The sequence below is a fragment of the Enterobacter sp. 168J2 genome (assembly GCF_034107265.1).
Classification (GTDB): domain Bacteria; phylum Pseudomonadota; class Gammaproteobacteria; order Enterobacterales; family Enterobacteriaceae; genus Enterobacter; species Enterobacter nematophilus.
In genome coordinates this window covers 1322834-1335819 of the sequence record NZ_JAWNEB010000001.1, presented here as the reverse complement: position 1 = coordinate 1335819, position 12986 = coordinate 1322834, and the positions used below count along the sequence as shown (strand labels likewise).

Sequence of the window (12986 nt, the reverse complement as noted above, 5' to 3'; positions counted from 1 at the left end):
TCCGCGATCCGTCAGCGGTATTCACGCTTTCCCGGCGTTTTCAACGAAGCGCGCAACGACAATAAAGAATACCGGGACGAAGAAGATCGCGAGAAGCGTGCCGCTAATCATGCCGCCAAACACTCCGGTGCCGATAGCGTGCTGTGTGCTATCACTCGCGCCACGCGCCAGCATCAGTGGCACCACCCCTAACGTAAAGGCTAACGATGTCATCAGAATAGGGCGCAGACGCTGGCTTGCGGCCTGTAACGTTGCCGCCAGCAGGGTGCGTCCTTCCCGGTGGAGCTGCCTTGCAAACTCGACAATCAGAATGGCGTTCTTGGCGGACAGGCCTATCAGGGTGATAAGACCGACCTTAAAGAAAACATCATTCGTCATGCCCGCAACGAACACGGCAGCCACCGCACCGATCAGCCCCAGGGGAACGACCAGCATTACCGCAAAGGGAATTGACCAGCTCTCATACAGGGCGGCGAGCACCATGAATACGACCAGTATCGACAGAACGATCAGACCCGGGAGCTGAGATTCAGATTTTCTCTCCTGCAATGAACTCCCGGCCCACTCGCCGGCCATCCCCTGCGGTAAATCAAGTGACAACGTCTCCATGGCCTTCATTGCAGTACCGCTGGATGTGCCCGGGGCCGCACTGCCGGTAATGCGGATAGCAGAATATCCCTGATAACGCGTCAACTGCTGCGGCGCAACGTTCCAGGAAAGCGTCGCAAACGTAGATACTGGCACCATCTGCCCCATACGGTTTTTTACCGATAATTTCAGGATCTGCTCAGGCTGCATGCGGTAAGGGGCATCGGCCTGAATGATGACCTGCTGAACGCGGCCGTTGTTCGTGTAGTCATTAACGTAGTTCGACCCCATGGTGACCGAGAGCGTCTGGTTGATTTCATCAAATGAAACGCCCAGTGCTTCCGCTTTTTCCCGGTCAACGTGAAGGGCCAGGCTCGTTCCTTCCGGCAGACCGTCTATATACACGTCACTCAGTTCAGGACGTTGATTAGCCTTCAAAACCAGCGCATCGGCCGCTCTCTTTAACGCCTCATAGCCCAGTCCCGCCCTGTCCTGTACGTACCAGGTGAAGCCTGAGGAGGTGCCCATATCCGAAATGGCCGGCGGGAGAAGGCTCATCGTGACGCCATCTGAGACGTTAGCCATGCTGGCCTGTATATGGTCGGCTTCATTCTGCGCGGTCGAACCCTGCCGATCCTTCCAGTCCTTCAGCGTGGTGAAGGCCATGGCCGAGTTCGGACCCGATCCTGAAAAACCAAATCCCAGGATCATAATGTTGCTTTCAATATCCGGCCGGGCCGCAATTTCCTCTTCAAATTTTTTAACCACTTTCAGGGTGCGCTGCATGGTGGCGTCGGAAGGCAGCTGAATGGAGGACATAAAATAGCCCTGATCTTCATCCGGAAGAAAGGACGAGGGCAGCGAAGAAAGCCCCAAAAACAGCGCGGCACAAAGCGCAACGTACAGCAGCAGCATACGCCCGGTTCGTCTCAGCACCGCGCCCAGCCCGGATTCGTACCACCTCGTAAGGGTTCGAAAACGGGCGTTAAACCCTGCCGCGAACCTGCCACCACCGTGCTTTGCTGAGCTGTGAGGCTTAAGTAGCGTCGCGCAAAGCGCGGGGGTAAGCGTGAGGGCAAGAAATGCCGACAACAGTATGGATACCGCCATGGAAATACAAAATTGCCGATAAATAATCCCGACGGATCCTTCGGCGAAACCCATGGGAATAAAGACGGCGGTAAGCACCAGGGTGATCCCGATAATTGCCGGCGTGATTTCATTCATCGCCTCCCGGGTCGCGTCGCGCGGAGAGAGGTTTTTTTCTTCCATCAGGCGCTCGACGTTCTCCACAACCACAATGGCGTCATCTACGATAATCCCTATCGCCAGAACCATGCCGAACATAGTCAGAATATTGATGGAGTATCCACTCAATAACATCACTGTGAAGGTGCCAAGCAGTGCGACGGGGGCAACAACCGCCGGGATAAGCGTACAGCGGATCTTATGCAGAAACAGCAGCATCACGAGGAAGACCAGGATCATCGCTTCCACAAACGTCTGTACCACCTTTACGATGGAGAGCTTCACAAAAGGCGCGGTATCAAAGGGAACCGTAAACGTCATTCCTTCCGGCAACACCTGAGAAAGCTCGTCGATGCGCGCGCGTACGCCTGCAGCCGTGCTCATCGCATTGGCGCCAGGCGATAGCTGGACTGCCGCAGCCGTTGCGGGCAGCCCATTTTCGCGGATACCGAAAGCGTAGCTTTGCAGACCGGACTCAATGCGCGCGACGTCGGACAGCTTCAGCCTTGCGCCGGACGCTTCTGATTTCAGTGTAATATTCCTGAAAGCCTCTACGGAAGTGAGCTGCCCCTTCACGGTGATCGGATACGTTACGCCTTGCCCTTCAGATGCCGGTTCATCTCCCGTTTTGCCGGGCGAAACCAGGGCATTTTGTTGGCCAACGGCGGTAAGCACATCGCTCACCGAAAGTCCGTAGCTATGAAGCTTCATCGGGTCCAGCCAGATGCGCAGCGCTTTTTCGCCACCAAACAGCTGAATTTTCCCCACCCCAGGTACGCGGCGAAGCTCGTCACTGACGTGCCGGGCAAAATAATCGCTTAAATCGGCTTCCTCAAATTTACCGGTTGCGGACTTCAGCCCCACCATCATTAAAAATCCGGAATTGGCCGCCTCGACGTTGATACCATTTTGCCTGACCGCCTGTGGCAAACGCGGTTCCACAATTTTGATCTGGTTCTGAAGGTCCATCTGCGCCAGCTTGATGTCCGTGCCGGGCTTAAACGTCACGGTAATAGACGCAGAACCGGTTGTGTCACTGGACGATTCGAAGTAGAGCAAATTATCGACGCCAGATATTTCGCGCTCAATTAACGACACCACCGACGTATTCATAATATCGGGGCTGGCGCCCGGGTAGGTGACAGAAATAATGATCCCAGGCGGTGCCACCGCCGGGTACTGCGCAACCGGCAGCCGGGGGATAGACAATACCCCCGCCAGGACGATAAAAAGCGCCACTACCCAGGCGAAAACGGGGCGTTCAATAAAAAAATGAGGCATTAATTTAACTTCCAGCTACGTGAATTTCGTCGTCGGTTGATACGCGCTTGCCGATATCCCTGAGCTGTGAAAACTTCTCAAGCAGCTGCGGTGCGTCATCCAGGCTTGTCGCAAACATCCACATGTATGTCATTACGGAATAAATATGTCCGGCGGTAATGCCAGTCGATTGTGTCATCCAGATAATGGTCAGCGTAAAAAGCAGGGCGACGAGTATGCCAACCCATAAATACCCCCACGCCTCCCGGTCAGATAATGCGATACGTAAACGCGCGAGCGTGGAGTAATGTCGGTGCAGGGTGGTCGTGCCCGCCTTATGGACATAATCTACCTCTTTCTCCAGACGGTTATTCAGGCGCATGAATAACCATTCATTTTTACGCGCATATCCGGAGACAAATCCCGTCAGGATAATGACGATTGCAAAGCACATGACGCCTGCCCAGAATTCAATAAAGAGCAGCATGATTGCCGCACCAAAGAGCGAGCTCATCGATGTAATAAGCAGGGGCAGGTGCATTTCAAAGAAATCCACATACTCGCGCGAGAGCGTGACCCTGGCGGCAATTGCCGAATGGTTAAGCTGATATTTGCGCTGCGAAAGCACGACGGAGACGGCAAGCCCGGCATAAATACGGGCAAACGTCCGTGTATCAACGCTCCGTCTGGCCGCGCCGATAAACCACATGCAGAGCACCATCAGGCCATACAGCGCGGCATTAAGCGTCTTACCCGCAAGAATGGCATTTATCGCGATGCCTGCCAGAACGGGATAGAGTAAAAACGTCACGTTTTCAGCCACCACCAGCAAAAAGGTGACAACCAATTTTTTCCGGTGCCGTATCGCGAGCTTTTTAAGCGAGTGCATGACGCCGGCGGTTTCAGGAGAACGACGGTTATTAGTAAGGTTCATCATTATGGGTAACGGGTATGTGGCTATTTCAGTGAGTTATTTTTGTTCAAAATGGTGTAATGGAGAGTCTACAACCCGCCTGTTTAGCGGACATGGGCGGTTTGTGGAGAGAGTATGGAGCTAAACAGCGCGGTTGTTTAAATCATTCTCATGATGAGGTACAGCGGTGAACCGCCAAAAAAGAGAATTAAATAACACTCATAGTAAAACACCAGATCGTTAAAGTCTGGCGTAGCGTTCAGCAGCACAGTGAACGTAATAATGAGATAAACAAAAATCACCATTAGCCAGAAGGCGATGAGTAATAATTCTGTGAACGCGCCTGCTTTGTTTTGTATTATCAGAGAGACAACCGACAGGGCAATGCAGCCATAGATAATGGGGGAAGAGGGTAGCGTTGCGGCGACTTTTTCATCCATTTTATGTATCAGTACCAGCCAGGTATAAAGTAATCCCCACGATAGCAGCAGAAACAGAGAAAATATGCCGATTTTTTTAGGAGAGAGGTATTTCGAAAGTTCCATGCTCATTATCTCAACCAAATTCAGAAAGCCTTTACGCGTCGAGGATATTTTCCACGTTAAACGGAAGACGGTTTAACTCCGAATAACTATTGTGGACTAACATTGTCGAGTCTTTATTGACTGAATGTGTAGGCTGTATGGAGAAATTGCCGGGTGCTTAAATTAATTCAGGAAATTTTCGCGGCCACGGCACTTTTTCCCGGAGCCTGTGTCTTATTGTGCTAAAGATATCTGATAGCGTGCTCAAAGGGATTTTACCCGCGGAGATAAAATGAACAAAAATACTCTAATCCTTGTTGTTGAAGATGAAAACGAAATTGCCGATATACTGATGAGTTACTTAGAGCGTTCTGGGATGAAAACGCTTAGAGCCCGGCAGGGCGAGCAGGCGATAGCGCTCAATCGACTCCATAAACCGGATCTTATCCTGCTGGATATCCATCTGCCCGTATGCGATGGCTGGAGCGTACTCACGACGCTTCGTCAGGAAAGTTCTGTGCCCGTCATTATGGTGTCCGCACTCGATCAGGACGTGGATAAGCTGATGGGGCTGAGGCTTGGCGCGGATGATTACGTCATCAAACCTTTTAACCCTTCCGAAGTGGTCGCGCGGGTTGAAGCCGTGCTGCGCAGAACCAAACTCGCTCTCCAGCAGGCGGAGTCCGCGCCTCTCAGGACGGCTTTTATTACGGTCTATCCGGACGATTTTTACGTTGAGGTCACCGTGGGCGCAGAAGTGGTTTCGCCAGTATTAACGACGACGGAATTTAAACTTCTGACTTACCTGGTGAGATTCCCGCGAAAGGTATGTTCCCGCGAAGAGTTACTCAACGCGTGTCTGCCGGAAGGCGATACGCTAGACAGAACGGTAGACAGCCATATGAGTAAGCTGCGTAAAAAGCTGGAGCTTGCAGGCCTTTATGGCGTTCCTGAGAGCATCAGGGGGATGGGCTATCGGCTTGGGGAGAAAAAATGAACAGAGATTCTGTCCTGAGTCGGCAGATCTTAACGTATATGCTGCTGCTGACGTTTACGATCATTGCCATTGCGGTACTGGGCTCCTGGTTTTTTTACTCTTTTATTCTCGATCACCTCCCCGGCGGTGCCGTTGCGGGCGATGACGAGCAAATGACGATGTGGGACTGGGTGTGGATCGGGACCGCGACAACAATCAGTCTGATAATTGCGATATTTTTAACGATAAAACTCTCTTCGCGAATACTCACCCCGTTAAACGCGGTGGCCTCCAGCCTGAGAAAAATTTCTCAGGGCCAGCTGGATGCCCGGGCTTATTGCGCCAGCTCCCGGCTGGGCGAGGTCAATCATCTGGTCACGGATTTCAATGAAATGGCGGAAAAACTCCAGACGCTGGATATTCAGAGGAAATCCTGGAACGCCGCCATTGCCCACGAGCTCAGAACCCCGATCACGATTTTACGCGGGCGGCTTCAGGGGCTGGTTGACGGCGTTTTTGAACCGGATCCGCTGCTTTTTAATAATCTTCTCAAGCAGACTGAGGGATTAACCCGTTTGATTGAAGATCTTCGGGTCATCAGCTCTGACGGCGGGGCGGGTTACACGTTGTATAAATCCAGAACGGACCTCAAAGGCACAATCCAGGATGCGCTTGATACTTTCATGCCCGAGTTCAAACGCAACCAGTTTGCGATCAAGACCGAGTTGAGAGAACAGCAATGCGTGTTCGACCCCTTACGCATCAATCAGTGTCTGGCCGTTCTGTTTGACAACGCATTACATTATTCAACTTCACGGAAACTCATCGTAAAAAATGGCGTCTCTGATAAAGGCAATTATATTCTTATTCAGGATGGCGGGCCGGGCATCCCCAGAGAATTTCATGATTTCTTATTTCAACCCTTCCAGCGGGATAATGGTGCCAGAGATATGAATCCTGAAGGGTGTGGTTTAGGCTTATCGGTGGTAAAAGCCATCATGCTGGCTCATGGTGGCGATGTAACCTATACCTTATCGAAGCAAAACCACTCCATATTCAAACTGACCTGGCCCGACGCCTGAGCCCTGGCGGCAGGTCAGCCTGGCCTGCCCGCCGATAGCGGCAACTGCCATATATCGCCTAATTTTGTATCCCACTCCAGAGGGGTAATACGCAGTTTGCCCCGTTTTGGGCTTAAGGTTATTTCACTGAAATAAATTTCATCGCTTTTCAACATGAGGTCAATGCGGCAGTAGTCAAGACCATTCGCCAGCTCCTGAGCGGCCAGCAAAGCCTCTCGGAACAATTTCGGCTCGCCAGGCGCTACCGGCGTATTAGGATATTCCATCTGGAAGGGCTGTAAATTCCAGTATCGGTCGTAGACGTTGATAAACTCTCTGCCGCGGTCATCCGTAAAATCGGCCTCAACATAGTGTGCGACGCCGTGAAAACAGTGAATTCGCAGCATTTCCGGCGTGCTGTTCCTGTCCACATTATTGAAAAGATCGACATAAGGCTCACACAGTATAACGGGTGTAATATTTTTGTATTGCCACTCGCGCGTGGTGTAATACAAATTCTTCTTTAATGCGAGAGTGAGCTTTTTTCGGGCCTGCCGGTAATTGAACTGGTCTTTGTTTGTACAGATTATTGTGCTTCCACTGTCATGATTGCACTTAAGGACGAATTGATCGGGCAGTGTTGAAAAATCAATATGCGAAAACCTGCGATATACCCCAATCAAAGGCACCGCTTTTACTCGCGTTGTTCTGGACGCAACGTATTCGCGGACGGCGAGTTTATCGGCAAGCATTGTGTAGAGATTATTATGGTCATAGACCAGGCGATGACATATTTTTTCACTCAACGTAGTGGGTGATTTAATGTCAGGGTTTCTGCCTGATATCTTTTTGAGTCTTGCAGTATGAAAATTCAGGTCCGTCATGAAATATGAGCGGCATTTTCTGATGAGATACTCTGTGTATTTTAGAACATAAGTGGTGGTGTTCATTTCTTCTCCTCCGTAATGCCCCGGTATTCTGGAGAAGAACTATTGATTGATATTGCTTAAAATATGGAGCAGGGATGGAGACACAAATAAAAAGGATTAAATAGCGCACGCAGGCTATTTAATCCTTATTTGAGCGGAGCAATACGTGTTTACCGCCGCACTTAACGGTCTTTTCTCCACGCATCGGCGGTCAATGCTTCACCGAAATGCCCGGCAATCAGCCTTTTCGTCAGCTCATGAAGCGGGGAGGCCATCACATCCGCCGTGCTCCCGCGCTCGACGACTTCCCCCTGGTGCATGACCATCACCTGGTCGCTGATGTGCTTCATCATCCCCAGATGCTGAGTGACGTAGATATAGGAGATACCCTGCTTTTCCTGTAATTCGAGCATCAGGTTAATCAGCTGCGAACGCATCGACATATCCAGCGAGGCAAGCGCTTCGTCTGCAACGATCACTTTCGGGCGCAGAATCAACGCACGGGCCAGACCCAGACGCTGTTTCTGACCGGGGGCCAGCATATGCGGGTAGTAGCTTTCGTGATCCGGTAACAGCCCAACCATACGCAGCGTTTCGAAGATACGCTTGCGTCGCGCCTCTGGCTCCAGTTCGGTATTCAGGCGCAGAGGGAAATCAAGGATCTGCGAAATGCGCTGGCGTGGATTAAGCGAGGTAGACGGATCCTGGAAGATCATGCGGATGCGCTGGCTGCGGAAAGAGTAATCGCCAAACTGCAGAGGATGATCGTCAATCAACACTTCTCCGGCGGTGGGCTCGACCATGCCGGCAAGCATTTTCGCCAGCGTGGATTTGCCGGAGCCGTTTTCGCCGATGATCGCCAGCGTCTGTTTTTCACGCAGGGTAAAACTCAGCGGCTTAACCGCTTCGACAGTCTGACGATGAAACAGCCCCGTACGATAGCGAAAGGTCTTACTCAGATTGCGGACTTCCAGCAAGGTTTCGACCATTTCACTCTCTCTCCATGTTCAGCGGGAAATGACAGGCGTAAAGATGATTTTTGGCGCCGGTCAGGCGCGGCGTCTCGATACATTTACGCTGAGCATACGGACAACGCGGCCCCAGACGACAGCCTATCGGCAACGATTCCAGCAGCGGAATCGCTCCGGGCAGGGTATTCAGACGGCTCTTGTGCGGCATGGCGCTGCCAAAATCAGGAATGGCGCGGATAAGCGCCTGCGTATACGGATGGTGCGGCGCGGCGATCAGCTCTTCACTTGGAGCGGTTTCGACCGTTTGCCCGCAGTACATCACGTCAATTTTATCCGCCCATTTGCTGAGCATTTGCAGGTCATGGCTGATCAGCAAAATGGTGGTGTTGTTGTTCTGGTTCAGGCGCGACAGCAGGCGGAAAATTTGCGCCTGCGTGGTCGGCTCCATCGCGTTGGTCGGTTCATCCGCAATCAGCAAGCGCGGCTGATTAGCCAGCGCGATGGCAATCATCACTTTCTGACACTCGCCATCGGTCAGCTCATACGGGAAGCTGCGCATCGCGTCTTTATGATCTTTGATCCCGACGCGGTGCAGCAGCTCAATGGCGCGGCGTTTGCGCCAGCCGAAACGCTGCCACCAGCGGCCTTTATAGGTCCAGCCGGGAATGTTCTGCATCAGCTGTTTGCCCACGCGCTCGGACGGATCGAGACAGGACTGTGGCTCCTGGAAAATCATCGAGACGTTATGGCCGACCAGCTTACGCCGCTCGCGCGGGGAGAGGCGCAGCAGGTCGATATCGTCGAACCGCATACGGTCGGCGGTCACGCGCCAGTTGTCTTTCGCCACGCCGCAGATCGCTTTGGCGATCAGGCTTTTCCCCGAACCGGATTCACCCACCAGCCCGCGAATCTCGCCCTCGGCGAGAGTAATGCTGATGCGATCGACGGCTTTCACCCAGCCTTCACCGGTTTTGAATTCAATGGTGAGGTTGCGAATATCAAGAAGCGGCATTATTGCACCCCCGCGTTAATTGCACGGCGAATACCGTCGCCCAGCAGGTTGATCAGCAATACGCTTACCATAATGGCCGCACCCGGCAGCATGACCGTCCACGGCGCCACGTAGATCAACTCCAGCGCGTCACCGAGCATCGCCCCCCATTCAGGGGACGGCAGCTGCGCGCCGAGGTCGAGGAAGCCGAGCGCAGCGATGTCCAGGATCGCCATCGACAGCGCCCGGGTGATCTCGGTGACCAGCCCGGCGGCGATGTTTGGCAGAACGGCAAACCACAAAATGTTGAAGGTCGTCGCGCCGTCCAGACGGGCCGCAACGACATACTCTTTTTCCAGCTCGTCATGCACCATGCTGTAAACCGAGCGTACGATACGGGGCAGGATAGCCAGCCAGACGGCGAACATGGCATGCGACAGATGTGGACCGGCAAAGGCAACAACGATGATTGCCAGCAGCAGAGACGGAATCGACAGCAGCGTGTCCAGAATGTGGTTCAGCACCGCCGAGCGAAGGCCATGCGTGGAGCCCGCGAAAATACCGAGCGCCAGTCCACAGATCGTCGCCGCGAGCGTCACGACAAACGCGCCGCCCACCGTCGGAGCAGCCCCGCTTAACAGACGGCTCAACACGTCGCGTCCGAGGTCGTCAGTGCCGAGGAAGAAAGAGACTTCGCCGTAGCGAGACCAGGAAGGCGGCAGCAGCTGATAGCCAAGGAACTGCTGATCGATGCCGTAAGGCGCAAACCACGAGCCAAAGAGGCAAAGCAATACCAGACCGGCACAGCCATAAAGGCCGATCATTGCCGTGGTGTCACCATAGAACTTACGCCACACGGTACGCAGCGCACCGGGCGTGCGCTTTTCACTGTATACGTTATCGTAAGGCATACCATTCCTTATGCTTCAATGGGTTAGCCATCGCACCCAGAATATCGGACAACACGTTAACAATAATGACCAGCGAACCAATCACCATCACACCCGCAGAAATCGCGGCGTAGTCCTGCTGGCGGATGGCGTTAATCAGCCAGCGCCCCAGCCCGGGCCAGCTAAAGACCATTTCGGTGATCATGGCCAGCGTCAGCATGGTGGAAAACTGTAATCCCAGACGCGGAATAACCGGCGGCAGCGCGTTATGCAGGACGTTGCGGCGCAGTATGGTCAGGCGAGACAACCCGCGCGTGGCGGCTGCTTTGACATAGTTCTGCTCAAACACCTCGATGGTGCTCAGTCGCATCAGGCGGATCACCTCGGTCGTCGGCGCAACCGCCAGCGTCAGCACCGGCAGTACCATATGGCGCAGGGCGCTGACGATCATCTCATGGCGCCAGACAGAATCGGACAGCCAGGCGTCAATGATGGCAAAACCCGTCACCGTTTTAACGGTATAGAGCAGGTCAAAACGACCCGAAACCGGCAGCCAGCCCATCGTCAGCGAGAAGAACAGCGTCAGCAGCAGCGCCAGCCAGAATACCGGGATAGAGAAGCCGAGCAGGGCGAGGGCGCTGATAAACTTATCCTGCCATTTGTTGCGGTAGATCCCGGCCAGCATGCCCACGGGAATACCCACCATCAGGGCAAAGCCGAAGGCCAGAATGCACAGCTCCATCGTGGCCGGGAACACCTCTTTCAGCTGCTCGGAGATAAGCTGCCCGTTGATGCTCGACACGCCGAAATCCCAGTGCAGCAGACCGTTAAACCAGAACAGCCAGGCATCCCACAGCGATGATCCCTGAAGCGGGGCGTGCGGCGTAAAATAGCTCAGGCTGAAGCCGACAAAGGTCAGCAGAAAGAGCGTCACCAGCAGCAGCAGGAGTCGACGTAAGGTAAAAATAATCATGGTTTTTTCACCTCTTGTTCTTTTTCGCGCGACACGCCGGCGAACGAGGCGTTGCCGAACGGACTCAGCACAAGGCCTTTAATATCGTAACGATAGGCCTGAAGGCGCAGGGAAGAGGCCAGCGGCAGCACGGGCAGTTCCTCAGCGAGGATCTTCTGCGCTTCATCGTAAGCGTCAATGCGCGAGGCCAGCTGTTGGGAAGAGAGCGCTTTTTGCAGCACGGCGTCGAACTCCCGGTTACACCAGTGGGCGTAGTTGGTCTGCGAATTGATCGCCGCACAGCTCAGCAGCGGCCGGAAGAAGCTGTCCGGATCGTTACTGTCGGTAGCCCAGCCGGTCAGCGTAAGGTCGTGATTCATGTCCATCAGGCGCGCCTCCTGGAAACGGCCCTCCACCGGTACGATGATCACTTTAACGCCCACCTGCGCCATATCCGCCTGCAGCAGTTCCGCGGTTTTCAGCGGGCTCGGGTTCCACGCCTGGGAGCTGGTGGGTACCCAGAGCTGGAGCGTCAGGTTTTCCGCGCCCAGCGCCTTCAATTGTTCACGCGCTTTTGCCGGATTGTATTCCGTAATTTTAGCCTCACCGTCGTAGGCCCACGAGGCGCGCGGTAATATTGAGGCGGCGGTTTCCGCCGTGCCGTAGTAGATCGACTGCATCAGACGCTGGTTGTTAATCGCCAGCGCCAGCGCGTGGCGGACGGCAGGGTTGTTCAACGGCGGCTTATCGGTGTTAAAGGCCAGATAGGCGATGTTCATCCCCGGGCGCAACGTCAGGCGCAGACGCGGATCGTCGCGCAAAATCGTGAGCTGGCTTGCTGCGGGCCAGGCGAGCACGTCGCATTCCCCGGTGAGCAGCTTCGAGAGCCGTCCCGTTCCGCCAGAACCGAGATCGACAACCACCTGCGGCATCAGCGGCGTGCCCCGCCAGAAATGTTCGTGGCGCTGCAGGCGAATATATTGCCCCGCGCGGTATTCGGCCAGCTGGAACGGCCCGGTACCGACCGGCTGGCGGTCGAGCAGCTCCTGGCGATCTTTTTTCGTCAGCTTCGCCGCGTATTCGGCGGACATAACGGACGCATAGTGGGTCGCCAGGTGCCAGAGGAAGGAGGCATCCGGGCGCGTCAGCGTAAATTCAACCGTCCGGCTGTCCAGCTTGCGCACGCTTTTAACGGTGTCGGCAAACTGCAGGCTGTCGAAATAGGGGAAATTATCCCCGTTAACGTTATGCCACGGATGGTTACGGTTAAAGATACGCTGGAAGGTGAAGACCACGTCATCCGCGTTCAGCTTGCGCGTTGGGGTAAACCACGGCGTACGCTGAAACGCGACATCATCGCGCAGGCGAAAACGGTAGGTTGCACCGTTGTCCAGGACTTCCCAGCTTTCCGCAAGTTCAGGCACCAGGCGGTAGGTGTACGGGTCGACATCAAGCAAGCGGTCATACAGCTGCGCGGCGAGCGTATCCACGATCAGGCCGCTTCCCGCTTTTTGCGGGTTGAAGGTATCCACCTGGCCGCTTACGCAATAGACGAAGCCGCTGTCACGAATGTCAGGCTGCGTAGACTGCCCGGGCGCAGCAAACGCCAGGCCGCTGAACAGACCGAGTGCAAAAAAGGACGATAAAACCAGACGCATAATTTTTAAGGTTTTTAGGTTCGAT

General features: G+C 54.1%; 11 protein-coding genes. 2 read left to right on the top strand and 9 right to left on the bottom strand.

Features of this window, described 5'->3' with window-relative positions:
• Positions 1-21: 21 nt before the first annotated feature.
• The 3 genes from USG84_RS06450 to USG84_RS06440 form a co-directional block, all read right to left on the bottom strand.
• The gene (locus tag USG84_RS06450) at positions 22-3117 is read right to left on the bottom strand and encodes a multidrug efflux RND transporter permease subunit (RefSeq protein ID WP_253542203.1); all 3096 of its coding nucleotides are present in this window, start codon (positions 3115-3117) and stop codon (positions 22-24) included.
• Between the two features lie 4 nt (positions 3118-3121).
• Positions 3122-4033 (bottom strand): ABC transporter six-transmembrane domain-containing protein, encoded by a 912-nt coding sequence (locus tag USG84_RS06445; protein WP_414146776.1) that lies wholly within the window; start codon positions 4031-4033, stop codon positions 3122-3124.
• Between the two features lie 134 nt (positions 4034-4167).
• Complete coding sequence (locus USG84_RS06440) at positions 4168-4554, bottom strand: transporter (RefSeq protein WP_253542200.1); 387 nt, start codon at positions 4552-4554, stop codon at positions 4168-4170.
• Between the two features lie 271 nt (positions 4555-4825).
• Between USG84_RS06440 and USG84_RS06435 the strand changes: the two genes are divergently transcribed.
• Entirely contained in the window at positions 4826-5530 is a 705-nt protein-coding gene (locus USG84_RS06435; protein WP_151413650.1) for a response regulator, read from the top strand.
• Positions 5527-6591 (top strand): ATP-binding protein, encoded by a 1065-nt coding sequence (locus USG84_RS06430; RefSeq protein WP_253542197.1) that lies wholly within the window; start codon positions 5527-5529, stop codon positions 6589-6591. Before USG84_RS06435 ends, USG84_RS06430 begins: the two co-directional genes overlap by 4 nt.
• 14 nt (positions 6592-6605) lie before the next feature.
• Here USG84_RS06430 and USG84_RS06425 read toward each other — a convergent pair whose 3' ends face one another.
• The 6 genes from USG84_RS06425 to sapA all read right to left on the bottom strand — a co-directional run bounded on the left by USG84_RS06425 (position 6606) and on the right by sapA (position 12961).
• Complete coding sequence (locus USG84_RS06425; protein WP_151413652.1) at positions 6606-7520, bottom strand: ATP-grasp fold amidoligase family protein; 915 nt, start codon at positions 7518-7520, stop codon at positions 6606-6608.
• 161 nt (positions 7521-7681) lie between these two features.
• The gene (sapF, locus tag USG84_RS06420; RefSeq protein ID WP_028013385.1) at positions 7682-8488 is read right to left on the bottom strand and encodes a putrescine export ABC transporter ATP-binding protein SapF; all 807 of its coding nucleotides are present in this window, start codon (positions 8486-8488) and stop codon (positions 7682-7684) included.
• 1 nt (position 8489) lies between these two features.
• A complete protein-coding gene (gene sapD / locus USG84_RS06415; protein ID WP_028013384.1) occupies positions 8490-9482 on the bottom strand; it encodes a putrescine export ABC transporter ATP-binding protein SapD in 993 nt (330 codons plus the stop codon).
• Positions 9482-10372, bottom strand: a complete 891-nt coding sequence (sapC, locus tag USG84_RS06410) for a putrescine export ABC transporter permease SapC (RefSeq protein ID WP_061098012.1) — start codon at positions 10370-10372, stop codon at positions 9482-9484. The genes sapD and sapC overlap by 1 nt, the downstream gene beginning before the upstream one ends.
• The gene (sapB, locus tag USG84_RS06405) at positions 10359-11324 is read right to left on the bottom strand and encodes a putrescine export ABC transporter permease SapB (protein ID WP_061098013.1); all 966 of its coding nucleotides are present in this window, start codon (positions 11322-11324) and stop codon (positions 10359-10361) included. Before sapB ends, sapC begins: the two co-directional genes overlap by 14 nt.
• A complete protein-coding gene (gene sapA / locus USG84_RS06400) occupies positions 11321-12961 on the bottom strand; it encodes an ABC transporter substrate-binding protein SapA (RefSeq protein ID WP_061098014.1) in 1641 nt (546 codons plus the stop codon). The genes sapB and sapA overlap by 4 nt, the downstream gene beginning before the upstream one ends.
• Between the last annotated feature and the right edge of the window lie 25 nt (positions 12962-12986).

Bases quoted from the DNA above. Each gene is read 5' to 3' on its own strand.
- USG84_RS06450 (WP_253542203.1), bottom strand. From the start codon at position 3,117: ATGCCTCATTTTTTTATTGAACGCCCCGTTTTCGCCTGGGTAGTGGCG.
- USG84_RS06445 (WP_414146776.1), bottom strand. From the start codon at position 4,033: ATGATGAACCTTACTAATAACCGTCGTTCTCCTGAAACCGCCGGCGTC.
- USG84_RS06440 (WP_253542200.1), bottom strand. From the start codon at position 4,554: ATGGAACTTTCGAAATACCTCTCTCCTAAAAAAATCGGCATATTTTCT.
- USG84_RS06435 (WP_151413650.1), top strand. From the start codon at position 4,826: ATGAACAAAAATACTCTAATCCTTGTTGTTGAAGATGAAAACGAAATT.
- USG84_RS06430 (WP_253542197.1), top strand. From the start codon at position 5,527: ATGAACAGAGATTCTGTCCTGAGTCGGCAGATCTTAACGTATATGCTG.
- USG84_RS06425 (WP_151413652.1), bottom strand. From the start codon at position 7,520: ATGAACACCACCACTTATGTTCTAAAATACACAGAGTATCTCATCAGA.
- sapF (WP_028013385.1), bottom strand. From the start codon at position 8,488: ATGGTCGAAACCTTGCTGGAAGTCCGCAATCTGAGTAAGACCTTTCGC.
- sapD (WP_028013384.1), bottom strand. From the start codon at position 9,482: ATGCCGCTTCTTGATATTCGCAACCTCACCATTGAATTCAAAACCGGT.
- sapC (WP_061098012.1), bottom strand. From the start codon at position 10,372: ATGCCTTACGATAACGTATACAGTGAAAAGCGCACGCCCGGTGCGCTG.
- sapB (WP_061098013.1), bottom strand. From the start codon at position 11,324: ATGATTATTTTTACCTTACGTCGACTCCTGCTGCTGCTGGTGACGCTC.
- sapA (WP_061098014.1), bottom strand. From the start codon at position 12,961: ATGCGTCTGGTTTTATCGTCCTTTTTTGCACTCGGTCTGTTCAGCGGC.